General features: G+C 72.2%; 23 protein-coding genes. 11 read left to right on the top strand and 12 right to left on the bottom strand.

Annotated features, from left to right (window positions below; translation table 11 throughout):
- Positions 1–3: 3 nt before the first annotated feature.
- From OHA89_RS31430 to OHA89_RS31420, 3 genes are read right to left on the bottom strand one after another with little or no spacing between them, the layout of a single operon-like run.
- Positions 4–870, bottom strand: a complete 867-nt coding sequence (locus OHA89_RS31430; protein WP_257557490.1) for an ABC transporter permease — start codon at positions 868–870, stop codon at positions 4–6.
- Complete coding sequence (locus OHA89_RS31425; protein WP_406368657.1) at positions 863–1,828, bottom strand: ABC transporter permease; 966 nt, start codon at positions 1,826–1,828, stop codon at positions 863–865. Before OHA89_RS31425 ends, OHA89_RS31430 begins: the two co-directional genes overlap by 8 nt.
- Positions 1,829–1,874: 46 nt before the next feature.
- Positions 1,875–3,503: an ABC transporter substrate-binding protein gene (locus OHA89_RS31420; protein WP_266611036.1), complete on the bottom strand. Its 1,629-nt coding sequence runs from the start codon at positions 3,501–3,503 to the stop codon at positions 1,875–1,877.
- Between the two features lie 182 nt (positions 3,504–3,685).
- Here OHA89_RS31420 and OHA89_RS31415 point away from each other — a divergent pair, with 182 nt between their 5' ends.
- Together OHA89_RS31415 and OHA89_RS31410 are read left to right on the top strand one after the other, a co-directional pair.
- Positions 3,686–4,642, top strand: coding sequence for a fibronectin type III domain-containing protein (locus OHA89_RS31415; RefSeq protein WP_266611034.1), 957 nt, complete (start codon positions 3,686–3,688; stop codon positions 4,640–4,642).
- A 62-nt stretch (positions 4,643–4,704) separates the two neighbouring features.
- The gene (locus OHA89_RS31410; protein WP_406367633.1) at positions 4,705–6,807 is read left to right on the top strand and encodes an ATP-binding protein; all 2,103 of its coding nucleotides are present in this window, start codon (positions 4,705–4,707) and stop codon (positions 6,805–6,807) included.
- A gap of 159 nt (positions 6,808–6,966) precedes the next feature.
- Here the strand turns inward: OHA89_RS31410 and OHA89_RS31405 are convergent, their stop codons facing one another.
- Positions 6,967–7,152: a DUF5999 family protein gene (locus OHA89_RS31405; RefSeq protein ID WP_215142251.1), complete on the bottom strand. Its 186-nt coding sequence runs from the start codon at positions 7,150–7,152 to the stop codon at positions 6,967–6,969.
- Positions 7,153–7,307: 155 nt separating this feature from the next.
- Between OHA89_RS31405 and OHA89_RS31400 the strand changes: the two genes are divergently transcribed.
- Both OHA89_RS31400 and OHA89_RS31395 read left to right on the top strand, forming a co-directional pair.
- Complete coding sequence (locus OHA89_RS31400; RefSeq protein WP_266611029.1) at positions 7,308–7,745, top strand: SRPBCC family protein; 438 nt, start codon at positions 7,308–7,310, stop codon at positions 7,743–7,745.
- A 51-nt stretch (positions 7,746–7,796) separates the two neighbouring features.
- Positions 7,797–8,552 carry a hypothetical protein gene (locus tag OHA89_RS31395; protein ID WP_266611027.1) on the top strand — a complete coding sequence of 252 codons (756 nt, stop codon included), beginning with the start codon at positions 7,797–7,799 and terminating at the stop codon, positions 8,550–8,552.
- Positions 8,553–8,615: 63 nt separating this feature from the next.
- Here OHA89_RS31395 and OHA89_RS31390 read toward each other — a convergent pair whose 3' ends face one another.
- Positions 8,616–9,845 carry an acyl-CoA dehydrogenase family protein gene (locus tag OHA89_RS31390; protein WP_215142240.1) on the bottom strand — a complete coding sequence of 410 codons (1,230 nt, stop codon included), beginning with the start codon at positions 9,843–9,845 and terminating at the stop codon, positions 8,616–8,618.
- Between the two features lie 206 nt (positions 9,846–10,051).
- On the opposite strand from OHA89_RS31390, the gene OHA89_RS31385 reads away from it, so the two are divergent.
- On the top strand, positions 10,052–10,696 hold the full coding sequence (locus tag OHA89_RS31385) for a TetR family transcriptional regulator (RefSeq protein WP_266611025.1): 645 nt from the start codon (positions 10,052–10,054) through the stop codon (positions 10,694–10,696).
- A gap of 100 nt (positions 10,697–10,796) precedes the next feature.
- Here the strand turns inward: OHA89_RS31385 and def are convergent, their stop codons facing one another.
- The gene (def, locus tag OHA89_RS31380; RefSeq protein ID WP_266611023.1) at positions 10,797–11,351 is read right to left on the bottom strand and encodes a peptide deformylase; all 555 of its coding nucleotides are present in this window, start codon (positions 11,349–11,351) and stop codon (positions 10,797–10,799) included.
- A gap of 123 nt (positions 11,352–11,474) precedes the next feature.
- On the opposite strand from def, the gene OHA89_RS31375 reads away from it, so the two are divergent.
- The 6 genes from OHA89_RS31375 to OHA89_RS31350 all read left to right on the top strand — a co-directional run bounded on the left by OHA89_RS31375 (position 11,475) and on the right by OHA89_RS31350 (position 16,806).
- Positions 11,475–12,713, top strand: coding sequence for a MurT ligase domain-containing protein (locus tag OHA89_RS31375; protein ID WP_030029096.1), 1,239 nt, complete (start codon positions 11,475–11,477; stop codon positions 12,711–12,713).
- A 28-nt stretch (positions 12,714–12,741) separates the two neighbouring features.
- A complete protein-coding gene (locus OHA89_RS31370) occupies positions 12,742–13,470 on the top strand; it encodes a type 1 glutamine amidotransferase (RefSeq protein ID WP_215142234.1) in 729 nt (242 codons plus the stop codon).
- Positions 13,471–13,686: 216 nt separating this feature from the next.
- Entirely contained in the window at positions 13,687–14,712 is a 1,026-nt protein-coding gene (locus OHA89_RS31365) for a 6-phosphofructokinase (RefSeq protein WP_215142232.1), read from the top strand.
- An 89-nt stretch (positions 14,713–14,801) separates the two neighbouring features.
- Complete coding sequence (locus OHA89_RS31360) at positions 14,802–15,758, top strand: cytochrome c oxidase assembly protein (RefSeq protein WP_215142230.1); 957 nt, start codon at positions 14,802–14,804, stop codon at positions 15,756–15,758.
- 32 nt (positions 15,759–15,790) lie between these two features.
- Positions 15,791–15,949, top strand: a complete 159-nt coding sequence (locus OHA89_RS31355) for a hypothetical protein (RefSeq protein WP_215142228.1) — start codon at positions 15,791–15,793, stop codon at positions 15,947–15,949.
- Positions 15,950–16,095: 146 nt separating this feature from the next.
- Positions 16,096–16,806 (top strand): 1-acyl-sn-glycerol-3-phosphate acyltransferase, encoded by a 711-nt coding sequence (locus OHA89_RS31350; RefSeq protein WP_215142226.1) that lies wholly within the window; start codon positions 16,096–16,098, stop codon positions 16,804–16,806.
- A gap of 28 nt (positions 16,807–16,834) precedes the next feature.
- On the opposite strand, the gene OHA89_RS31345 is transcribed toward OHA89_RS31350, so the two are convergent.
- The 6 genes from OHA89_RS31345 to OHA89_RS31320 form a co-directional block, all read right to left on the bottom strand.
- A complete protein-coding gene (locus OHA89_RS31345; protein WP_406368655.1) occupies positions 16,835–18,433 on the bottom strand; it encodes an alpha/beta hydrolase in 1,599 nt (532 codons plus the stop codon).
- Between the two features lie 247 nt (positions 18,434–18,680).
- A complete protein-coding gene (locus tag OHA89_RS31340; protein ID WP_406367629.1) occupies positions 18,681–19,472 on the bottom strand; it encodes an urease accessory protein UreD in 792 nt (263 codons plus the stop codon).
- Positions 19,469–20,164: an urease accessory protein UreG gene (ureG, locus tag OHA89_RS31335; RefSeq protein ID WP_266611013.1), complete on the bottom strand. Its 696-nt coding sequence runs from the start codon at positions 20,162–20,164 to the stop codon at positions 19,469–19,471. The genes OHA89_RS31340 and ureG overlap by 4 nt, the downstream gene beginning before the upstream one ends.
- Positions 20,165–20,186: 22 nt before the next feature.
- Positions 20,187–20,861: an urease accessory protein UreF gene (locus OHA89_RS31330; protein ID WP_257557476.1), complete on the bottom strand. Its 675-nt coding sequence runs from the start codon at positions 20,859–20,861 to the stop codon at positions 20,187–20,189.
- Between the two features lie 15 nt (positions 20,862–20,876).
- A complete protein-coding gene (locus OHA89_RS31325; RefSeq protein WP_257557475.1) occupies positions 20,877–22,598 on the bottom strand; it encodes an urease subunit alpha in 1,722 nt (573 codons plus the stop codon).
- Complete coding sequence (locus tag OHA89_RS31320) at positions 22,591–22,902, bottom strand: urease subunit beta (protein WP_069919100.1); 312 nt, start codon at positions 22,900–22,902, stop codon at positions 22,591–22,593. Before OHA89_RS31320 ends, OHA89_RS31325 begins: the two co-directional genes overlap by 8 nt.

Genomic DNA, 22,902 nt, shown 5'->3' with positions numbered 1-22,902 from the left:
AGGTCACAGGGTCAGCTCCGAGCGGCGCCGGGGGTTGAGGCGGTCCCGCCAGGCACCCGCGAGGCCGGCGATCGCCAGCGTCGGGATGATCAGGAGGAGGCCGGGGAAGAGCGTGGGCCACCAGTCCCCGGCGAGCAGCGAGCCGCGCGCGGTCTGCACCAGGTTGCCCAGGCTGGCCTGGTGGGAGGGCAGCCCCAGGCCCAGGAAGGACAGGGCCGACTCGTGCCACATCGCGTGCGGGACCATCAGCACCGCGGCGAGGCCCGCCTGCGGGAGGACGCCCGGCACCAGATGCCGTACGGCCACCCGCCACCGCGAGGCGCCGCCCGACACGGCCGCGTCCACGAAGGGGCGGCCGCGCAGGGACAGCACCTCCGCGCGGACGATGCGGGCCGTGGACAGCCAGTGGGTCACGGCCACGGAGACGACCACGGGCCAGACGCCCGGGCGGAACATCGCCACGATGAAGATCCCCAGCAGCAGGTGCGGGATCGAGGACAGCGTGTCCACGGCCCGCATGACCACCCGGTCCGTCCAGCCTCCCAGCGCCCCCGCGGCGGCGCCGACGGCCGTGCCGATCACCGTGGCGACGAGGGCCGCCACCAGGCCGACCAGCAGGGAGACCCGCAGCCCGTACACACAGCGCAGCAGCAGGTCGCGCCCGACGTCGTCCGTCCCGAACGGGTGGGCCCACGACGGCGCCTGGAGCTTTGCCGACAAGTCGACTGCCTGCTGGTCCAGTTGTGCCAGGGGCGGGACCAGCAGCACCGCCAGTACGATCAGCGCCACGACCGCCGCCGAGGCACGTACGCGCAGGGTGCGCGTCGAACGCCGGGCCCGCCCGTGCGAGCGCCACGTCACCTCAGCCATCGAAGCCCACCCTCGGGTCCGCGAGCCCGTACAGCAGGTCGGACAGCAGGTTCCCGGCCAGCACCGCGGCGGTGGCCAGCACCGTCAGCGCGGCCAGCAGCGGGAAGTCCACCGAGGTGGCGGCCTGGACGGTGGCCGCCGCGATGCCCGGCCAGCTGAAGACGGTCTCCACCAGCAGGGCGCCGGTGATCAGCTCCGGTACCCGTGAGCCGATCAGCGTCAGCATCGGCAGCATGCCGGAGCGCAGCCCGTGCCCGAGCAGGACGGTCCGTTCCGCCAGCCCCCGCGCGCGGGCGCCGCGTACGGGGTCCTCCTCGAGCGCGTCGGCGACGCCCTGGCGTACGTACAGGAAGAACCAGGGGAGTTGGGAGATGCCCAGCACCAGAGCGGGGAGCACCAGGTGCGAGGCGACCTGCCCGAAGGCGACGGTGTCGCTGCCCGCGTCCGTCAGGCCGCCCGAGGGCAGCGCCCCCAGCCGGACGGAGAAGAACCAGATGGCCAGCAGCCCCAGCCAGAAGGCCGGGGCGGCCTCCAGCGTGTAGGCGAGCGAGGAGACGCAGCGGTCCAGCCACCCGCCCTGGCGGCGCGCGGCGAGCACCCCGAGCGCCGTGCCCGCCAGGACCGCGACCGCGAAGGCGCAGCCGGCGAGCAGCGCCGACCACCCCACCCGTTCGGCGATGACGTCGGCGACGGGCTGGCGCATCACGGAGGAGGTGCCGAGGTCGCCGGTGAGGGCCGAGGTGAGCCAGTCCCACCAGCGCGCGACGAACGGCCGGTCCACGCCGAGGTTGTCCCTCAGCTGGTCGAGCTGCTCCTGCGAGGCGGTGAGGCCTGCGGTGCCCGCGTAGGCCTTGACGGGGTCGAAGGGGGACATCGCGGCGATGGCGAAGACCCCGAAGGTGACGGCGAGCAGGACGGGGGCGGCGAACAGGGTCCGCCGCCCGGCCATGCGCGCCATCCTCCCCCAGGGCAGGCGGACGGAGCGGGTGGTCACTTGGCTCGGCTCACTTCTGCTTCGGCTTCCAGCTCTCGACGTTCCACCAGGGGCCGGAGCCGAGGCCGTGGTCGTGCGGTTCGACCTGGGTGGTGAGCCCCTCCCACTTGTCGTTCACGACGTACAGGTGGTCGATGTGGGTGAGGAAGACGTAGCCCGGGTTCTTCATGAGCTCGCGCTGCACGCTGTCGTACGCGGCCTTGCGCGCGGCCTGGTCACCGCCGCGCCGCCCGTCGACGAGGGCGGCGTCCACGGCCGGGTTGTCGTACCGGGCCATGTTGTTGAAGCCGTCGCCGCCGAGCGAGGAGGTGAGCAGCTGGTACTGGTCGAAGTCCGGGTCGGCCGGGGAACCGCCGCCCGCGAGGACGGCCTCGGTCTTCATCCGCGGCTCGATGACCTCCCAGGTCCCGGCCTCGGTCCTGACCTCGATGCCGGCCTTCTTGGCGTCGGAGGCGAAGGCGAGCGCGTGGTCCTGGCGGATCTTGTCGCCGGAGGTGTACCAGAGCGGGAAGGAGGCGCGGACCCCGTCCTTGACGCGGATGCCGTCCGCGCCGGCCTTCCAGCCGGCGTCGTCGAGGATCTTCTTCGCCGTGTCCAGGTCGTGCGTACGCTCCGTGCCGGCGGTGAACCACGGGCTTTCGGTCGGGACCGGCCCGTAGGCGGGCTTGCCCGCGCCGTCCAGGAGCTTGTCGACCATGGCCTTGCGGTCCACGGCGATGTCCAGCGCCTGGCGGACCGCCACGTCACCGGTGACCTTGTGGTGCGTCGGCAGGGTCACGTTGCGGTAGTCGAAGGTCTTGGCGGCGTACGTCCTGCGCCCCTCGTCCGCCTCGCCGTGCTGATCGCCGTGCTGATCGCCGAGGGCTCCGGCGAGGTTCGGCGGCAGGATCGCCCCGTCCAGCTCGCCGGAGCGCAGCCGGGTGGCGCGGACGTCGTCGTCCTTGATGACGGCCATGGTGAACTTCTTCACCGCGGGCTCGCCGCCCCAGTAGCCGGGGTTGGCCTTGAAGCCGAGCTTCTCGCCCTTGGACCAGGCCGTGAGCACGTACGGGCCGGTACCGACGGGGTGGGTGGTGAACTCGCCGCTGTTGACGTCCTGTCCGCCCGCTATGTGCTCGGGGGCGATCGGCAGCACGGTCCGCTCGGCGAACGGCGCGTAGGGGTACTTCAGCGTGAAGACGACCGTGTCCTCGCCGCGCGCATCGACGCCCGCGATGGCGTCCAGCTCGGTCTTGGACGCGTTGTTCGTCTTCGCGTCGAGGATCGTGCGGTAGGTGAAGACGACGTCCTTGGCGGAGAAGGGTGCGCCGTCGCTGAACTTCACGCCCTGGCGCAGCTTGTAGGTGTAGGTGAGCCCGTCCGAGGAGACCTCAGGCAGGGCTTCGGCGAGCGCCGGCTTCAGCTTCATGTCCGCGTCGTGCGTGAGCAGCCCGTCGAAGATCTTGGAGTTGCCGTCCTTGCCGTAGCCCAGCAGCGGGCTGAGGCTCTCCGGCTCGGTCGCGATGCCGACGACCACGGAGTCCGCGCCGCCCGGCCCGGCCGCGGCGCCCCCTCCGGGGTTGGAACAGGCCGCCAGGCCCGTGATGAGTGCGGCGGCCAGTGTCGCCGTGGCCATTCCCCGTACGGTCCGGGCCGTCATGCTCTGCACACCCCTTTTCATGATCATCTGTAATTGCAAAGAGGTCGCAATAATGCCAGAGGAGATCAGAAGAAGACGAACCGGGTCACATCGGCGGCCGTCGCCGCACGGGTCTTGCCCGGCCGGCACCCCGCGTGCCATATATGTCTAGACCTTTACGCGGAAGCGGAGGAAGGCACCCCGTGCGACGCACCGCCCCCCTGCTCGTCCTCTGCCTGACCCTCGGCGGCCTGGCCGCGTGCGCCGGGTGCAGCGCACCCGACACCGAGCCGCCACCCGCCCCCGCCGGGCTCACCGCGCAGGCCGCCAGCTCCACCACCGTGCACGTCATGTGGGAGGCGGCCGCGGAGGGCGACGGGGTGACCGGCTACCAGGTCTTCGAGGCCGGCCGCCTGGTCCGCGAACTCCCGGCCGAGAAGACCATGGTGGACATCACCGGCCTCACCCCGCAGACCGGCTACGCCTTCACGGTCCGCGCCAAGGACGCCGCCGGGAACCTCTCCGGATCGGGCCCGGCCGTCGCGGCGACCACCCCGGCGGCCAAGGCCGAGGACCTCCGGGCGCCGACCGCCCCGGCGACCGCCAATGGCCAGGCGACAGGGCCCCGCACCGCCCGGGTGTCCTGGTCCGCCGCGACGGACGACACGGGCGTGACGGCGTACGACGTCTACCAGGGCGGGGTCCGGATCCACACCGCGGGCCCCGCCGAGACCGGCACGGCGCTGAGCGGCCTCCAGCCGGACACCGTGTACACCTTCACCGTGCGGGCCCGCGACGGGGCGGACAACTCCTCCTCCGACTCCCCCGCGGTGGACGTGACCACCCCGCCCGCCTCCGGCGAAGGACCGGGCACCTCGCCCGCCGGGTTCACCGCGGCCGCCTCACCGGGCGCGGTCACCCTCACCTGGACCCCGCCGGACACCGGCCGCGAGACGAGCGAGTACGAGCTGTACGTCAACGGACGGCCCACCACCGTCATCCAGTTCGGCAAAGGTGCGGTGCCCAGCGGACGCGCGGAACACCGGATCACGGTGACCGAGCCGGCCGGTACCGTATGGGCCGTGAAGCTGCGCGCCCGGCTGCCCGACGGGAACTGGGGCGCCTTCTCGGCGGAGCGGACCGTCACCCTCGTGGCGTGAATTCCGGCAACGAACCGGCCTGAACGGCACTGCCGTGAAAGAAGATCACGCACAATACATCCGTGTTCGGTGAGTACTCGGTCAACAACAATCAGGCAGGGTCCACGGGCGGCGGCGCTGAGCCAGACTCGGGCGCCGTGCCGGGAAACCTGCCGCCGGAATCGGCGAGCTTCGTCGGCCGGGAGCCCGAACTCGGCCTCCTCGACCGTCTCTTGAGCGAACGAAGACTGATCACCCTCACCGGGGTGGGCGGCGTCGGCAAGTCCCGGCTCGCCCTCCGCGCCGCCGCCGTGGCCGGCCGGGCACGGCCCGACGGCGTGTGGTGGGTGGAGCTTTCACCGCTGCGCGACCCCGCCCTGCTCACCACGACCGTCGCCCACGTCGTCGGCCTCGCCGACCACTCCGCGCGCTCCCTCGACGAGGAGTTGTGCGCGTGGGTGGCCGACAAGGAGCTCCTCCTCGTCCTCGACACCTGTGAGCACCTGGTGGCCGCGTGCCGCCATCTGGTGGGTGAACTCCTGCAGTCCGCACCGGGCCTGACGGTCCTGATCACCTCCCGGGAGCCACTCGGCTCCCCCTGTGAGGAGGTCGTCGAGGTACGGCCGCTGCCCTGCGCGGGGCCCGACAGCGACGCCCTCACGCTCTTCCGCGCCCGCGCCCTCTCCGCGACCCCGCGGGCGGCGGTCGCCTTCGAGGACGCCGGCCGGACCGCGATCGCGGCCGAGCTGTGCCGCCGCCTCGACGGGATCCCCCTCGCCCTGGAACTCGCCGGCGCCCGGATGCGGTTGTGGACGCTCGAGCAGATGGCCGAGCGGATCGGCGAGCGCTTCGACGTGCTCGCCGACACCCGGGCCGCCACCCTGCCGTCCAGGCACCGGACGATGCGGACCGCGATCGGCTGGAGCCACGAGCTGTGCGAGCCGCTGGAACGGCTGCTGTGGGCCCGGCTCTCGGTCTTCACCGGAGACTTCGACGTCGCCGCGGCCCGCGCCGTGTGCGCGGGCGGCCCTATGGCCGCCTCACGCGTGGAGCGGGTCCTGGCGGGCCTGGTAGCCAAGTCGGTGGTCCGTCGGACCGAGGAGCGGGGCGCCGGGGCCCGCTACCGGATGCTGGACACGATCCGCGAGTACGGGCACGACTGGCTCGGCGAGCTCGGCGAGGTACGGATCATCGCCGACCGGCACGCGCACTGGTACGCGGCGCTCTCCCAGGCCGCCGGCCAGGGCTGGCTGGGCCCGGGCCAGGTGGACTGGTACCGCAGGATGACCACCGAGCACGCGCAGCTGCGTACGGCCCTGGAGCACCTGCTCGGCTCCGACCCGACGGCGGCGCTGGAGATGGCCGGGGCGCTGTGGTTCTACTGGTTCGCGTGCGGGCACGTGCACGAGGGCCGGGCCTTCCTCGAACGGGCCCTGGACTCCGCCCCGCCCACGGGAGCCGCCTACAACCAGGCGCTGTGGGCCCTCGGGCTCACCACGCTGCTCCAGGGCGATCTGGAGACGGCCCGGCGGATCGGCGAGCAGTGCACGGAGGGCGCGGCCCATCTCGCGGACCCCGAGCGGGAGCTGCGCGCGGCCTATCTGCAGGCCGTGTCGGTGCTGATGCCGGGCGACCCCGTACGGGCCCTCGAGCTAGCCGGTCCACGGGCCCGGGCGGGCCACGGCGGGCGGACCAGCGCCCCGGGCTGGCTGCTGTGCAAGCTGGCCACCGGCTACGCCCTGTGCGACCTGGGGCGCTTCGAGGAGGCGACCGCGGAGGCCCGGTCCCTGCGGGAGACCTGTGCGGAGCTGGGCGAGCGCTGGCTGCGGGCGTACGCGGACTACGTGCTGGCGTTGGCCGCGCTGGGCCTGGGCGACCACGGGGAGGCGGCGCGGCACGTGCGGGCCATGCTGTCCGGGAAGCGGCTGCTCGGCGACCGCTTCGGGATCGCGCTGGGCCTGGACCTGCTGGCCGCGGCGGTGGCGGGGCTGGGCGACGGCGAGCTGGCGGCGCGGCTGCTGGGCACCGGGCACGCCTGGTGGCGCACGGTCGGCCGGCCGCAGATGGGCGGCTCACCCTCGCTGACGGCCCTGCGGGACCAGGGCGAGCGGCAGGCCAGGGCGGCGATCGGCGACGCCGCCTACGAGACGGCGTTCCGGGGCGGCGCGGCGGCGTCCACCGGCTGATCTGCGGCCGGTGGACGGCTGGGCGTAGTGGATCGACTCGGCCGGGGCTCCCGTCAGTACGGGAGGGGCCTGCCCGACGGGGTGCGCAGATCCAGGTCTCGGGGAGCGGGCTTGGGGACGGGCTTGCGGATCAGCTGCTGGCGCATGCTGCCTCCTCGCTCAGACCAGGGCCGGGCGGCGGGGTTCCACCGTCTGGCCGTCGGGGAGCAGTTCGCCGGTATCGTCGAAGATCATGACGCCGTTGCAGAGCAGACTCCATCCCTGTTCGGGATGGAAGGCCACGGTGCGGGCGGCGTCGCGATCGGCGCTGTCGGCGGGCGGGCAGGGGGGCTGGTGGGAGCACATGGCGCACCTCCTCGCAGAGTGGGGCGGGAGGGCCGGTGGTCACCCGGTCGAATCCGCGATCCACGGTGGCGGTGAGTATTACTGATCGCCACCCCTGGACGGAACCCATATTCGCGGTCCAGTTCAGGGTGTGTATGCCCGATTACCATGCGCTCATGCCCGGTATCCGGATCGTTCACCGTACGCCTCTCGCGCCGGCCGAGGCGTGGTCGCGGCTGACGGACTGGGAACGCCACGGGGAACGGGTCCCCCTCACCCGGACGATCATCGAAACGCCGCCTCCGACGGACGTCGGAACGGTCTTCACGGCGCGCACGGGAGTGGGCAGGGTCACATGCGACGACCCGATGGAAATCGTCGTCTGGCGGCCTCCCGCGGAGGGTAAGGACGGGTTCGTCCGATTGGAGAAGCGCGGACGGGCGGTGACGGGCTGGGCGGAGATCGAGATCCGCCCCCTCCCGGCCGGGGGCAGCGAGATCCACTGGCGCGAGGAACTGCGCCTGCGCGGCCTCCCCGGCGCGCTGGACCCCGCGGTCGCGCTGGCCGCCCGGCTGGTCTTCTCCCGCGCCCTGCGCGGGCTTTTGCGCGGTTAGGGTTCCTCCGTCACCGACCGGTGACGACCGCGAGAACCGAGGGGGATCTCCGTGGCCACCCCGCCACCGCCGTACCCGCACCAGCCGGTCGGCCCGTACCCGGGGCACACCCCGTACGTCCCGCAGGCCCCGCACCCTCCGTACGGGCGGCAGGCCCCGCACGCCCTCACGCCGGAGCAGGGCGCGTACGGCTGCCGCGTCTGCGGGTCGCTGCCCGTCGCGGACACGACGGTCTACGGCCACCAGGGCATGATCGTGCTGATGCGGTTCCGCAGCCGCAAGGGTCCGTTCTGCCGCGACTGCGGGGTCGCCACCGTCCGCGAGATGTCCGCGCAGACCCTGTGGCAGGGCTGGTGGGGCCCGCTGTCGGTGTTCATCACGCCGATCACCCTGCTGGCGAACCTCGGCCCGTGGGGGAAGCTGTGCAGGCTCGGCCCTCCGACGGGCGGGGTCATGCCCCCGCTGAACCCCGGCAAGTCCCTGTGGCTGCGACCGCCCGCGCTGGCCTTCCTCGTGCCGCTGCTCCTCGCGGTCCTCGCCGTTCCGACCCTCATCCTCGTCTCCGCGCTGAACGGGGACGACAAGGAGGCGGTCCTGCAGGTGGGCCAGTGCGTGCGCAACGAGGGCGACGGGAAGCACGAGGCCCTGGTGGTCACGGACTGCAAGGCGGGCTTCGCCCAGTACGAGGTCACCGGACACCTGGACCACACGGGCGCACACTGCGCGGACGGCGAGTACATCACCCACCTGCGGGAGCGCCCGGACGGCCTGGCGTCCTCCTGCCTGCGGGCGCTGCCGCTGCGCTAGCCGCCCCAAGACGCACTTCGCCGGGCACCCCCACCTCAGGGATGCCCGGCGCGTGAAGACGGCCTAGCGGATCGGCATGTCCGAAATGGTGCGGGCGATCACCAGCCGCTGGATCTCACTGGTCCCCTCGAAGATCGTGTAAATGGCGCTGTCGCGGTGCATGCGCTCCACCGGGTACTCGCGGGTGAAGCCGTTGCCGCCGAGGATCTGGACCGCCTGGGCCGTCACCTTCTTGGCGACCTCGCTCGCGAAGAGCTTCGACATGGACCCCTCCGCCGAGGTGAACGGCCGGCCCGCGACCGCCATCCAGGAGGCCCGCCACACCAGCAGCCGGGCCGCGTCGATCTGCGTCCGCATGTCGGCGAGCTGGAAGGCCACGCCCTGGTTGTCGATGATCGGGCGGCCGAACTGCGTCCGCGTCTTCGCGTAGTCCAGCGCGACCTCGTACGCGGCGCGCGCCGTGCCCACGGCCATGGCGCCGACCGCCGGCCGGGAGGCCTCGAAGGTGGCCATGGCGGCGTTCTTCACGCGCTCGCCGCCGCCGCTGCGCGCCCGCTCGCGGGCCCGCGCGAGCCGCTCGTCCAGCTTCTCCTTGCCGCCGAGCAGGCAGGAGCCGGGCACGCGTACGTCCTCCAGCACCACCTCGGCGGTGTGCGAGGCGCGGATGCCGTGCTTCTTGAACTTCTGGCCCTGGCTCAGGCCCGGGGTGTTCGGCGGCACGATGAAGGATGCGTGCCCCTTGGTGCCGAGGTCCGGGTCGACGACGGCCACGACGATGTGGACGTTGGCTATGCCGCCGTTGGTCGCCCAGGTCTTGGTGCCGTTGAGCACCCACTCGTCCTTGGCCTGGTCGTAGACGGCCCGGGTGCGCATGGCGCCGACGTCGGAGCCCGCGTCCGGCTCGGAGGAGCAGAAGGCGGCGACCTTCACGTCGTTCTGGTCGCCGTACATCTGCGGGATCCAGGTGCCGATCTGCTCCTCGGTGCCGTTGGCGAGGACGCCGATGGCCGCGAGCCCGGTGCCGACGATGGACAGGGCGATGCCCGCGTCCCCCCAGAAGAGCTCTTCCATGGCCATCGGGACGCCGAGGCCCGTAGGGTCGAAGAACTGCTGGGCGTAGAAGTCCAGCGAGTAGATGCCGACCTTGGCGGCCTCCTGGATGACGGGCCAGGGAGTCTCTTCGCGCTCGTCCCATTCCGCGGCCGCGGGACGGATCACGTCGGCGGCGAAGCCGTGGATCCAGTCCCGTACCTGCTTCTGGTCGTCGTTGAGCTCCATGGTGAACTCCGCCATGTCCCCTCCACCTGTCTGTGCTCGTCCATGCATGTGTTACTAGCGGTAACCCACACGTGGACCACAGTGTGTTACCGGTCAGTAAGCAGTGTCAAGCTCGGACGGTACGAGGGCGGCGGCCGCCGCCGATTCGATCGCCAGGGTGTGCAGGGTGTTACGTTGCGTGGGCGTCACGCACATCGCAAGGGCGGGGAGAGAAACACATCATGGAGACCACGCAGCAGGCAGGCGAACCGGGAGCGGGCGAGCGCCGGCGCCGGGAGCTGCTCGAAGCCGCCGACCGGGTCGTACTCAGGGACGGCCCCAAGGCCTCCATGAACGCCATCGCGGCCGAGGCCGGCATCACGAAGCCGATCCTCTACCGGCACTTCGGCGACAAGGCGGGCCTCTACCAGGCCCTCGCCGTCCGGCACACCGACGCGCTGCTCGACTCGCTGCGGGCCGCGCTCGACGCCCCGGCCGAGCGCCGCAGCCGGGTGGAGTCCACCCTCGACACCTACCTCGCCGCCATCGAGGCCCGCCCCCAGGTCTACCGCTTCCTGATGCATCCGGCCGAGGACTCCCAGAGCCCCGAGCGCGGCTTCGACGTGGGCCTGCACTCGGCCCCGCTGCTGCGCCGCCTCGGCGAGGAGCTGGCCAAGGTGATCGGCGAGCGCGTGGACCTCGGCCCGGGCGGCGAACGCCTCGCCCGCGTCTGGGGCCACGGCATCGTCGGCATGATGCACGCGGCGGGCGACTGGTGGCTCGGCGAACGCCCCTGCGACCGCGCGGACCTGGTCGCCGGCCTCACGGACCTCCTGTGGGGCCGCCTGGCCACGGCCGGCAACCGCGCCGACGGCCCGGGCTTCTGACCCGCCCCTTTCCCACCGAGGCCCAACTCAGCCCCGCCGGCGTTTTTGAGGCGTGGGGTCTGGGGCAAAGCCCCAGGTCCCGGCGGAGCCGGGCTGCTGTTCAGCCGCGCAGCGACCCCGCGCCCCACGGGGTCTTGCGGATCGCCCGCCGCAGGCGGCGGGCCCGCAGCCCCGTAACCCGGTCCGCGTACACGGTCCCGTCGAGGTGGTCGCACTCGTGCTGCAGGCACCGGGCGAAGAACCCGGTGCCCTCGATCCGCACGGCGGCCCCGTCGGCGGTGACGCCCTCCACGACCGCCCGGTCGAAGCGCGCGGTCCCCGCCTCCAGCCCGGGCAGCGACAGACAGCCCTCGGGGCCGGTGAACTCGTCCCCGTCGGCGGCCACCAGCCGCGGATTGACGATGTGTCCGACGTGCCGGACGTCCTCGTCGTCGGGGCAGTCGTAGACGAAGACCCGCTGCCCGACGCCGATCTGGTTCGCGGCGAGGCCGACGCCCTCGGCGGCGTACATCGTCGCGAACATGTCCTCGATGAGCCGGTCGAGGTCCGGTCCAAAATCGGTGACTTCCGCGCAAGCGGAATGGAGCACCGGATCGCCCAGCAGGCTCATGGTGCGGACGAGGCCGGTGGTACCGGGGATGGGGCGCTGTCGCATGGCCGTAAGCCTACGACGGGCGAATATATGAGGAGATCTGCCGTGGTGTGGGGGCGCCGCGGTCAAGGCCCCGGCCGGTACTGGATAGGCTGGGGCCGACCGACGCAAGGAGGACAAGGGACGATGGCAGGCAACACGGAGCCGCTTTCGCCGCGGGCCAAGCTGGCCGTGACGGCGGGCAAGGCCGCGGCGGCGGTGTCGCGGGCCGCGGGACGCGGAAGCGGATCGGTGATCGGTGGCAAGGTCGCACTCAGGCTCGACCCCGATCTCCTCGGCGCGCTGGCGCAGCATCTCGATGTCGTCCTCGTCTCCGCGACGAACGGCAAGACCACGACGACCCGGCTGATCGCGGAGGCCCTGCGGGCCAGCGGTCCGGTCGTCTCCAACGCCCTCGGCGCGAACATGCCGGCGGGCATCACCTCGGCCCTGGCCGGCGGCTCGGACGCCAAGTACGGCGTCATCGAGGTCGACGAGAAGTACCTGGCCGGAGTGGCCCGGGACGTCACCCCCAAGGTGATCGCCCTGCTGAACCTCTCCCGCGACCAGCTGGACCGCGCCGCCGAGACCCGCATGCTCGCGGAGAAGTGGCGCGAGGGCCTCCAGGGATCCAAGGCGGTCATCGTCGCGAACTGCGACGACCCGCTGATCGTCTGGTCCGCCTCCTCCTCGCAGAACGTGGTGTGGGTCGCGGCCGGCCAGGAGTGGAAGGACGACGCCTGGTCGTGCCCCTCCTGCGGCGGTGTCATGCAGCGCCCGGGCGACGACTGGTTCTGCGGCGAGTGCGGTTTCCGCCGCCCCACGCCGACCTGGGTGCTCTCCGGTGACCACGTCCTGGACCCGCACGGTTCGGCCTGGCCGATCCACCTCCAGCTGCCGGGCCGCGCCAACAAGGCCAACGCCGCCACCTCGGCCGCCGTCGCCGCCGTCTTCGGCGTCCCGCCGCAGGTCGCGCTGGAGCGGATGTACCAGGTGCAGGCCGTCGCCGGCCGCTACGACGTGGTGAACTTCCAGGGCCGTGAGCTGCGGCTGCTGCTGGCGAAGAACCCGGCGGGCTGGCTCGAAACGTTTTCTCTGATCGATCCGCCGCCCACCCCGGTGATCCTCTCGGTGAACGCGCGCGGCGCCGACGGCACCGACACCTCCTGGCTGTGGGACGTGGACTACCCGCGCCTGGCCGGCCACCCGATCTTCGTGATCGGCGACCGCAAGCTGGACCTCGCGGTCCGCCTCGAGGTCGCGGGCCTGGACTTCCGGGTGTGCGAGACCCTCGACGAGGCCGTGCAGCTCGCGCCGCCCGGGCAGATCGAGCTGATCGCCAACTACACCGCCTTCCAGGACGTGCGCCGCCGCGTCGGCAACTAGCCCCCTCAGAACCGCAGAGGACAAGAGCATGAGCGACAACAGCCTGCGTCTGGTGTGGGTCTACCCCGACCTGCTCAGCACGTACGGAGACCAGGGCAACGCCCTCGTGGTGGAGCGCCGGGCACGCCAGCGCGGTCTGGACGTACAGCGCGTGGACGTGCGCAGCGACCAGCCGATCCCCACCTCGGGCGACATCTACCTGATCGGGGGCGGCGAGGACCGGCCGCAGCGCCTGGCCGCCGAGCGCCTGCTGCGCGACGGCGGTCTGGAGCGGGCCGTCTCGAACGGGGCGATCGTCTTCTCCGTCTGCGCCGGGTACCAGATCCTCGGCCAGGAGTTCGTCAACGACCAGGGCGAGCGCCAGGAGGGCCTCGGCCTGCTGGACGTGGTCACGGTGCGCGGTGAGGGCGAGCGGTGCGTCGGCGACGTGCTCGCCGACATCGACCCGCGGCTCGGCCTGCCGCAGCTGACGGGCTTCGAGAACCACCAGGGCGTCACCCACCTCGGGCCGACGGCGCGGCCGTTCGCCCGCGTGAGCATGGGCCGCGGCAACGGCACCGGCGACGGCACCGAAGGCGCGTACAACGACACGGTGTTCGGCACCTACATGCACGGTCCCGTGATGGCCCGCAACCCGCAGATCGCGGACCTGCTGCTGAAGCTGGCCCTCGACGTGAACGCGCTGCCGGCCATAGACGACCGGTGGTACGAGGCGCTGCGCGCGGAGCGCATCGCGGCCGCCACGCAGCCCGCGTAGCGCCCTGCGGGCCGCTCATCGGGGCGGCCCCGTCATCATGTGTTCGGCCCGGTTTTCCCTAGGGGGAACCGGGCCGACGTGCGTTCGCACCACCGGTGCGACCAGCATGTGGAGGATGGTTCAGTCCACCCGCCTTCCGCTTGTAGGGTGACGTGTAGTTCCAACCGGACGACGTGGTCCGGTCGCCGGCCCACGTTGCAAAGGTCTCTTCCTGCCATGCGCATTGGTGTGCTCACTTCCGGTGGCGACTGCCCCGGCCTGAATGCCGTCATCCGCTCCGTCGTGCACCGCGCGGTCGTCGACCACGGTGACGAGGTGATCGGCTTCCACGACGGCTGGAAGGGCCTGCTGGAGGCGGACTACCGCAAGCTCGACCTCGACGCCGTCGGCGGCATCCTCGCCCGCGGCGGCACCATCCTCGGCTCCTCCCGGGTGCAGCCCGCGCACCTGCGCGACGGCGTGGAGCGCGCCCGCGGCCACGTCGCGGACCTCGGCCTCGACGCGATCATCCCGATCGGCGGCGAGGGCACGCTGAAGGCCGCGAACCTGCTCTCACAGGCGGGTCTGCCGATCGTCGGCGTCCCCAAGACCATCGACAACGACATCGCGTCCACCGACGTCACCTTCGGCTTCGACACCGCCGTCGGGGTCGCCACCGAGGCGCTGGACCGGCTGAAGACCACCGCCGAGTCCCACCAGCGCGTGATGGTCGTCGAGGTCATGGGCCGCCACACCGGCTGGATCGCCCTGCACTCGGGCATGGCGGCCGGCGCGCACGCGATCGTCGTTCCGGAACGCCCCTTCGACATCGACGAGCTGACGGCGATCGTCGGCGAGCGGTTCTCGGCGGGCAAGCGGTTCGCGATCGTCGTGGTCGCCGAGGGCGCCAAGCCGCGCGCCGGCTCGATGGACTTCGAGGAGGGCGGCACCGACATGTACGGCCACGAGCGGTTCGCCGGCATCGGCAACCGGCTCGCGGTGGAACTGGAGCACCGCCTGGGCAAGGAGGCCCGGCCGGTGATCCTGGGCCACGTGCAGCGCGGCGGCACGCCCACCGCGTACGACCGGGTGCTGGCGACCCGCTTCGGCTGGCACGCCGTGGAGGCCGCCCACCGCGGCGAGTTCGGCATGCTGACCGCACTGCGCGGCACGGACATCGTGATGGTGCCGCTCGCCGAGGCGACCTCGACCCTCAAGACGGTCCCGGCCGAGCGCTACGACGAGGCCCAGACGGTTCTGTAACCGTATGCCCGTTAAGGCCGCCCCCGCGCGCAGGAGCGTACGGGGGCGGCACTACTGTGGTGGGGCGCCACGGTCAAGGGAGTGAAGAGATGGATCACAGCGGGCACGGCATGGACATGAACATGGACCTGCCGTCCTTCACTCTCGGGCGCGGGCTGGAATTCTCCTTCGACGCCTTCTTCCTCTTCGGGTCCCTGCTGGGGCTCGCGCTGTACGGGTGGGGCGTGCTGCGGCTGCGCCGGCGCGGGGACTCCTGGCCGCTGGGCCGGACCGTCGCCTTCACCCTGGGCGTGCTGACCGTGGTGCTGGTGACGTGCACCAAGCTGAACGACTACGGCATGGTCATGTTCAGCGTGCACATGGTCCAGCACATGGTGATCAGCATGATCACCCCGATCCTGCTGCTGCTGGGCGCTCCGGTGACGCTGGCGCTGCGCGCGCTGCCGCCCGCCGCGCGCGGCCACAAGGGCCCGCGCGAGCTGCTGCTGATGCTGCTGCACAGCCGCTACATGCGGATCATCACCCACCCTGCCTTCACGATCCCCATGTTCATCGCCAGCCTCTACGGCCTGTACTTCACCCCGCTCTTCGACTTCCTGATGGAGTCCAGGACCGGGCACATCGCGATGATGCTGCACTTCCTCGCGGTCGGCCTGATCTTCTTCTGGCCGATCATGGGCATCGACCCGGGGCCGCACCGCCCCGGCTACGTGATGCGAATGCTGGAGCTCTTCGCCGGCATGCCGTTCCACGCCTTCTTCGGGATCGCCGTGATGATGGCCAGCGAGCCGATGATCAAGACGTACGCGAACCCGGCGGCCTCCCTGGACATCGATCCGCTGCTCGACCAGCAGTGGGGCGGCGGCATCGCGTGGGCCTTCAGTGAGATCCCCTCGGTGCTGGTGCTGATCGCGCTGGTCTACCAGTGGTACCACTCCGAGCAGCGGGCGGCGAAGCGCTCCGACCGGGCCGCGGACCGCGACGGCGACCAGGAGCTGGAGGCGTACAACTCGTATCTGGCCTCGCTCCAGGCGCGTGGCCAGTAGCGGAGTACGGCCTTTGCGGGCCACCATGGAGCATGACCGGATCCGTTAAGGCGATGGCAGTCATGACCTTCGCCGCCCTGGTGGCCGTCGCCGCGTATTCCGTGGCCCTCGGCAGCAACGGCTGGCTGTGGTTCGGCTGGGTGGTACTGGGGCTGCTGACCGCTGGAATGGCCGCCTCACGCGGCGCGTGAGCCACTGCGGCCCCTGCCGCTGAACCGTTTCGCCCGACTGTGCGTGCCAGGTCGTGACGGTGCGTGTGAGCGCACCTAGACTGGTTCCTTTCGCCATGTCCGGCGGCGGCCGGCACTGGGCCGCCCCAGGAATTGGGAGCGGCCTGGTGTTCTACCACTTGCTCAAGCACGTGTTGCTCGGTCCGCTGCTGCGGCTGCTGTTCAGGCCGCGGATCGAGGGCCTGGAGAACATCCCGGCGGAGGGGGCCGCGATCATCGCGGGCAACCACCTGTCGTTCTCCGACCACTTCCTGATGCCCGCGATCCTCAAGCGGCGGATCACGTTCCTCGCGAAGGCCGAGTACTTCACCGGCCCGGGGGTCAAGGGGCGGCTCACCGCCGCCTTCTTCCGCAGCGCCGGGCAGATCCCCGTGGACCGCTCCGGCAAGGACGCCGGCCAGGCGGCTCTGCGCGAGGGGCTGGGAGTGCTGGCCAAGGACGAACTGCTGGGCATCTACCCGGAGGGCACGCGCTCGCACGACGGGCGGCTGTACAAGGGCAAGGTGGGCGTGGCCGCGATGGCCCTGGGAGCCGGGGTGCCCGTCGTGCCGTGCGCGATGGTCGGCACCTTCGAGATCCAGCCCCCCGGGCAGAAGATCCCGAACATCCGGCGGGTGACGATCCGCTTCGGCGAGCCGATGGACTTCTCCCGGTACGCCGGGCTGGAGGGCGAACGGGCCGTCCTGCGGGCCGTCACCGACGAGATCATGTACGCCATCCTCGAACTGTCCGGCCAGGAGTACGTCGACCGGTACGCGGCCGAGGTCAAGGCCGAGGAAGAGGAGGAACGGAAGAAGGCCCGGCGCAGGTCGCGCTGAGCCTTCTCCCGCTGGTGTTCCCCGGGTCCTAGCGGACGGCCGGGAGCTCCTCACGGGCCGGGAGGTCGGCGCCAGGAGCCTCGGCGAGCGACTTCGCGGCGGTCGGGGCCGGGGCGACAGGAGTGGCGTGCGGAGCGCACTTCACGTCCTTCGCGTCGACCTTTCCGGTCAGCAGGTAGGTGTCGACCCGCGTGTTGATGCAGGGGTTCACCAGGCTGGTGACACCGTGCGAGCCGGCGTTCTGCTCGGTGATCAGACGGGAGCCGGCGAGGCGGCGGTGCAGCTCGACCGCGCCCTCGTACGGCGTGGCCGCGTCCCGCTCGGACTGGACGATCAGCACCGGCGCCAGACCGCGCTTGGCACCGACCTCGATCGGGGTGCTCTGCTTGGACTTCCAGGTCGCGCAGGGCAGGTTCATCCACGCGTTGGACCAGGTCAGGAACGGGTACTTCTCGTGCAGCTTGGTGTTGTCCCGGTCCCACTTGGCCCAGCTGGTGGGCCACTTGGCGTCGGCGCACTCGACCGCGGTGTAGACGGCGTTGCCGTTCTCGGACGCCGCGTTGCCCTTGGTGTCCGACATGTCCGGGGCGATGGCGTCGACGAGCGCCTGCTCGTCACCGGCCGCCCAGGCGGCGAAGGTCTGGGCGACGGGCACCCAGGAGGAGTCGTAGTACGGGGCGCCCTGGAAGAAGCCGATGAGCTCGGCCGGGCCGACGACCCCGCCGATCGGGTTGGCCTTGGCCTTGGCGCGCAGCTCCTGGTACTTCGCCTCGACCTTGGCGCGGGTGTCGCCGAGGTGGAAGACCGCGTCGTTCTTGGCGACCCAGTCCTGCCAGTCGTTCCAGCGCGTCTGGAAGGCCACGTCCTGGCCGAGGTTGGCCTCGTACCAGATGTTGTCCGTGTCCGGGTTGACCACGCTGTCGACGATCATGCGGCGCACGTGCGTCGGGAACAGGGTCGCGTAGACCCCGCCGATGTAGGTGCCGTAGGAGACGCCGAGGAAGTTCAGCTTCTGCTCGCCGAGGGCGGCGCGGATCACGTCGAGGTCGCGCACGGTGTTCGGCGTGGTCATGTGCGGCAGCATCTCGCCGCTGCGCTCCTTGCAGCCGTCCGCGTACTCGGCGGCGAGCTTGCGCTGGGCGCGCTTGTCGGCCTCGGAGCCCGGGACCGGGTCGGCCTTGGGAGCCTTGACGAACTCCTGCGGGTCGATGCAGGAGATCGGCGCGGAGTGGCCGACACCGCGGGGGTCGAAGCCCACGAAGTCGTACGCCTTGGAGGCGTTGACCCACAGCGGGCTCTTGGTGGTGACCCGGCGCGGGAAGCGCATGCCGGAACCGCCGGGACCGCCGGGGTTGTAGATGAGCGCGCCCTGGCGCTCCTCCTTGGTGCCCGTGCTGCCGATCCGGTCGACGGCGATGTCGATGGTCTTGCCGAACGGCTTGGTGTAGTCGAGCGGGACCTTCACCCAGCCGCACTGGATGGGCTTCTCGAAGCCCCAGTCCGCGGGGCAGTCCTTCCACTCGATCCCGGTGCGGGCGGCGCGGGCGGCGGCGATCTGGACGCCCACCGCCTCCGCGGCCCCGTTGTCGCGGCCGGCCGAGGCCGCCGTGGCGGACGGGGCGAGCATCAGGCCCGCCGCCAGTGTGCCGGTGATCAGTGTGGCGGCGCTCCCCAGCGCCGCGTTGCGTATCACGTGGTTGTTCCCCCTGCGTCAGTCGCCGCCGTGGGCGGCCGGGTTCGGTCGGTTTCGGTCGTCGGCGTGCAGGGGGATCCTTGCGCCTTACCACGACCCGGCAACAGAGCAGGGTCGAGTTCTTTGCCAACCCGATAACCGGAGAGGTGTGTACCGCTGAGCGGTGCCCGATTCGTCCGAACTACGCCTGGGGCGGCGGGCCGTAGGTCCGGGCGGCCGCGTCGAGCAGTTCCCGCAGCCGCAGGGCGTCGGGGGCCAGGGCGGTCACGAGGACGGCCGGGCCGGCCAGCGGAGTGACGGCGGCGAACTCGCCCAGCACCCCGGCCGCGGGCGGGGCCTGGGCGAAGGCCGGGTCCACGACGAGGAGTTGGCCGAGCGCCCGGTGCCCCGCCAGCCCCGCGGGACCGTCCCAGCCGCCGGGCGCACCGGGTCCGCAGGTCAGCTCCTGATCCAGCAGGGGGCGGCCCCCGCGGGTGGCGGTGAGCCGGCTGCGCAGCAGGCCGGAGGCCTCCCCGCAGCGGCCCAGCACCTGTTCCTCGCGCAGCAGCAGCCGGGCCGTGGGTGCCAGTCGGACCCGCGTGTGCACCCGCAGGTCGCTGCCGCGCACGGAGACCAGCGGCTCCGGCAGCCACCGCACCGACGCACCGTCCTCCAGGGTCAGGCGTACGTCGTACCGCGCGGGCTCGCCGCCCCGGCCGGGCAGGGCCAGGGTGGCCGCCGCCGAGGCGAGGGCGAGCCGCGCCCCGGCGCCCGCGGTCGCCTCGACGGTGAGGTGGTCGCCGCCCAGCGGGGCGCTCATCGCGCCGACCAGCATGACCCCGGCCTCGGCGGCGGTCCCCCTGGTGCGGCGCAATGCGAGCGGCCCGTCCCCGGCCAGCAGCGGCAGGGCGGTGCCGCCCCGGCCGTCGGCGACGGCGTGGACGCGGGCGGTGGCCCGCACGCCCGCGGGGGTGACGGGGGCCGCGCTGGTCACCGTACGACCCAGGCGGCGATCCGCTCGCGCACCCAGGCGGCCACCGGGGCCACGCCGTCCGGGCCGCGCAGCGACTGGAAGGCGACGGGCAGTTCACCGCGCTGCTCGGCGGCGTCGCGGGCCATCCGCCCGAGGTCGGAGCCGACGTGGGGGGCGAGGTCGGTCTTGTTGACGACGAGGAGGTCGGCGGTGGTGACGCCGGGGCCGCCCTTGCGCGGGATGTCGTCCCCGCCGGCCACGTCGATGACGAAGATCTGGGCGTCGACGAGCCCCCGGGAGAAGGTGGCGGTGAGGTTGTCCCCGCCGGACTCGACGAGGATCAGGTCGAGCGGGCCGGTCTCCCGGAAGGCCTCCTCCAGTTCCTCGACGGCCTCCAGGTTGGCGGAGATGTCGTCGCGGATGGCGGTGTGCGGACAGGCCCCGGTCTCGACGGCGGCGATCCGCTCGGGCGGCAGGACGGCCTCGCGGAGCAGGAACTCGGCGTCCTCGCGCGTGTAGATGTCGTTGGTGACGACGGCCATGGAGAGTTCGGCGCGCAGGGCGCGGCACAGGGCGGCGACGGTGGCGGTCTTGCCGGAACCGACGGGTCCGCCGAGTCCGATGCGCAGGGCGCGCCGGGTGCCGTCGGCGCGCAGCGGTTCGGCGCCGTGCGTGTGGCGATGGGGGTAGGTCACCGCGTGGTCGAGGTGCATGGGGGGTCTCCTAGGGGGGTCGTCAGGAAGCGAAGAGGCGTACCGGCCAGTCGGCATGGACCTCTGCCGCGATCTCCAGCAGGGGCGAGGAGGCCGCGGGGAGGGCCTCCGTGCCCTCCGTGCGGGCCCGGTGCGCGGCCTCGGCCGCCTGGGCCGCGACGGCGTCGAGCGCGGGGGCGAGCCGGGCCAGCACCCCGCTCGCCTCGAAGGGGTCCAGGCCCAGCAGCCGCACGGTCGCGGTCGCGGGCCCGCCGATGCTCTCGTACGCCGCCACGTGCGCGGCATCGAGCGGCCCGAGCCCGGCCGCCCGGGCGGTGAGGCCGAGTACGACGGGCTGGTGGGCCCCGCGCGGGAACGCGGCCGCCAGCGCTTCCAGTTCGGCGGCGGGCCAGGTGGCCCGGGCGGCACGCAGCAGCTGGCGGCCCAGGCGCCGCGCGGCGGCGCGCAGGGCGGGCGACGGGGTACGGGCGTCGGCGGCGGCGTCGAGCTCCGCCGGGTCGAGGCCGAGCGCGGCGGCCGCGGCGAGGGCGGCCGCGGTGAGCCCGGCGGTGTGCAGCCGGCCCCGGCAGAAGTCCTCCAGGGTGGCGGCGTCGTGGATCCGGCCCGCCTTGCAGGCGGCCTCGGCCCCGCCGGAGTGGGCGTGGCCCCCGGCGGGGAAGCGGCCGTCGGCGAGGACGAGCAGCGCGGCGAGGCTCATCAGAAGAGGCCCCTTTCAAAACAAGAAGTATCTCTGCGCCATGGGCAGTTCCGCGGCGGGCGCGGGTTCCACGGCCTCCCCGTCGATGGTGACGGTGAAGGTGTCGGCGTCGACCTCGACCCTGGGCATGGCGTCGTTGTTGCGCATGTCCGCCTTGCCGACCTTGCGGGTGCTCTCTATGGCCACGAAGGCCTTGCCGAGGCCGAGCCTCTCGGGCAGTCCGTCGTCGAGCGCGGCCTGTGCGGTGAAGTTGAGCGAGTTCAGGCCGGGCGCGCGCCCGTGGCTGCCGAACATCGGCCGCGGCAGCACGGGCTGCGGGGTGGGGATGGAGGCGTTGGCGTCGCCCATCTGCGCGTAGGCGATCTGGCCGCCCTTGATGACCAGTTCGGGCTTGACCCCGAAGAAGGCGGGGTTCCACAAGACGAGGTCGGCGAGTTTGCCGGTCTCGACCGAGCCGATCTCGCGGGCCAGTCCCTGGGCGACGGCGGGGTTGATCGTGTACTTGGCGACGTAGCGTCGGGCGCGCTGGTTGTCGGCCGGTCCGTCGCCGGGGAGGAAGCCGCGCCTCTTCTTCATCACGTGGGCGGTCTGCCAGGTGCGCAGGACGACCTCGCCGACCCGGCCCATGGCCTGGGAGTCGGAGGAGATGATGGAGATGGCCCCGAGGTCGTGCAGGACGTCCTCGGCGGCGATGGTCGAGGGCCGGATCCGGGATTCGGCGAACGCGAGGTCCTCGGGGACGGCCGGGTTCAGGTGGTGGCAGACCATCAGCATGTCGAGGTGTTCCTCGACGGTGTTGACGGTGTGCGGCCGGGTCGGATTGGTGGAGCTGGGCAGGATGTTGGGCTCGGAGACCACGGTGATGATGTCGGGGGCGTGCCCGCCGCCCGCGCCTTCGGTGTGGTACGAGTGGATCGTCCGCCCGGCGATGGCCGCGAGGGTGTCGCCGACGAACCCGGCCTCGTTGAGCGTGTCCGTGTGGATGGCGACCTGGGCCCCGGTCTCCTCGCAGACGCTCAGGCAGGCGTCGATGACGGCCGGGGTGGTTCCCCAGTCCTCGTGGAGCTTGAAGCCGAGTGCGCCGCCGCGCAGCTGGGAGTGCATGGCCTCGGTGGACATGGTGTTGCCCTTGCCGAGCAGGCCGATGTTGACGGGGTAGGCCTCCAGCGCCGCGAACATCCGGGCCAGGTGCCAGGGCCCGGGGGTGACGGTGGTGGCCTTGGTGCCCTCGGCCGGTCCTGTGCCGCCGCCGACGAGGGTGGTGATGCCGGAGGCGAGCGCCTCTTCGATGACCGTCGGGGAGATGAAGTGCACGTGGGCGTCGATGGCGCCGGCGGTGACGATCTTCCCGTTGCCCGCGATGATCTCGGTCTCGGGGCCGATCACCAGGGCCGGGTCCACGCCGTCCATGGTGTCGGGGTTGCCGGCCTTGCCGATGCCGCAGATACGGCCGTCGCGTATGCCGAGGTCGGCCTTGACGATGCCCCAGTGGTCGAGGATCACGACCCCGGTGATCACGGTGTCGGGCGCGCCCTCGGCCCGGGTGGTTCGGGCCTGCCCCATGGACTCGCGGATCACCTTGCCGCCGCCGAAGACGGCCTCGTCGCCGGCGCGGCCGGGGCCGCCGCCGAGGTCCTGCTCGATCTCGACGAAGAGGTCGGTGTCGGCCAGCCGGATCCGGTCACCGGCGGTTGGCCCGAAGAGGTCGGCGTACGTCTGGCGGGAGATCTCAGCCATCGAGCGGCCCTCCGGTCTCCCCGCGCAGTCCCGGTACGGTGCGCAGTCCGCCCAGCGGTACGAGTTCCACCGCGACCGGGATGCCCGGCTCGAACCGCACGGCGGTGCCGGCTGCGATGTTGAGCCGGAGCCCGCGGGCGGCGGACCGGTCGAAGTCGAGACCGGGGTTGGCCTCGGCGAAGTGGTAGTGGGAGCCGACCTGGACGGGCCGGTCGGCGGCGTTGAGCACGGTGAGACGGGTGACGGGGCGGCCCTCGTTGAGGCGCACCGGACCGTCCCCGTAGGCGATTTCGCCGGGGATCAT

The sequence above is a fragment of the Streptomyces sp. NBC_01546 genome (assembly GCF_045208355.1).
Classification (GTDB): domain Bacteria; phylum Actinomycetota; class Actinomycetes; order Streptomycetales; family Streptomycetaceae; genus Streptomyces.
The sequence above is the reverse complement of the archived record's forward strand: the minus strand, read 5'-3'. Positions and strand labels throughout refer to the sequence as shown.

Coding starts and splice junctions, on each gene's coding strand:
- OHA89_RS31420 (WP_266611036.1), bottom strand. CDS start 3,503: ATGACGGCCCGGACCGTACGGGGAATGGCCACGGCGACACTGGCCGCC.
- OHA89_RS31365 (WP_215142232.1), top strand. CDS start 13,687: ATGCGCATTGGTGTGCTCACTTCCGGTGGCGACTGCCCCGGCCTGAAT.
- OHA89_RS31400 (WP_266611029.1), top strand. CDS start 7,308: ATGCCCGGTATCCGGATCGTTCACCGTACGCCTCTCGCGCCGGCCGAG.
- ureG (WP_266611013.1), bottom strand. CDS start 20,164: ATGCACCTCGACCACGCGGTGACCTACCCCCATCGCCACACGCACGGC.
- OHA89_RS31425 (WP_406368657.1), bottom strand. CDS start 1,828: ATGGCGCGCATGGCCGGGCGGCGGACCCTGTTCGCCGCCCCCGTCCTG.
- OHA89_RS31320 (WP_069919100.1), bottom strand. CDS start 22,902: ATGATCCCCGGCGAAATCGCCTACGGGGACGGTCCGGTGCGCCTCAAC.
- OHA89_RS31430 (WP_257557490.1), bottom strand. CDS start 870: ATGGCTGAGGTGACGTGGCGCTCGCACGGGCGGGCCCGGCGTTCGACG.
- def (WP_266611023.1), bottom strand. CDS start 11,351: ATGCGACAGCGCCCCATCCCCGGTACCACCGGCCTCGTCCGCACCATG.
- OHA89_RS31385 (WP_266611025.1), top strand. CDS start 10,052: ATGGAGACCACGCAGCAGGCAGGCGAACCGGGAGCGGGCGAGCGCCGG.
- OHA89_RS31325 (WP_257557475.1), bottom strand. CDS start 22,598: ATGGCTGAGATCTCCCGCCAGACGTACGCCGACCTCTTCGGGCCAACC.
- OHA89_RS31345 (WP_406368655.1), bottom strand. CDS start 18,433: ATGCTCGCCCCGTCCGCCACGGCGGCCTCGGCCGGCCGCGACAACGGG.
- OHA89_RS31405 (WP_215142251.1), bottom strand. CDS start 7,152: ATGTGCTCCCACCAGCCCCCCTGCCCGCCCGCCGACAGCGCCGATCGC.
- OHA89_RS31360 (WP_215142230.1), top strand. CDS start 14,802: ATGGATCACAGCGGGCACGGCATGGACATGAACATGGACCTGCCGTCC.
- OHA89_RS31375 (WP_030029096.1), top strand. CDS start 11,475: ATGGCAGGCAACACGGAGCCGCTTTCGCCGCGGGCCAAGCTGGCCGTG.
- OHA89_RS31330 (WP_257557476.1), bottom strand. CDS start 20,861: ATGAGCCTCGCCGCGCTGCTCGTCCTCGCCGACGGCCGCTTCCCCGCC.
- OHA89_RS31390 (WP_215142240.1), bottom strand. CDS start 9,845: ATGGCGGAGTTCACCATGGAGCTCAACGACGACCAGAAGCAGGTACGG.
- OHA89_RS31370 (WP_215142234.1), top strand. CDS start 12,742: ATGAGCGACAACAGCCTGCGTCTGGTGTGGGTCTACCCCGACCTGCTC.
- OHA89_RS31355 (WP_215142228.1), top strand. CDS start 15,791: ATGACCGGATCCGTTAAGGCGATGGCAGTCATGACCTTCGCCGCCCTG.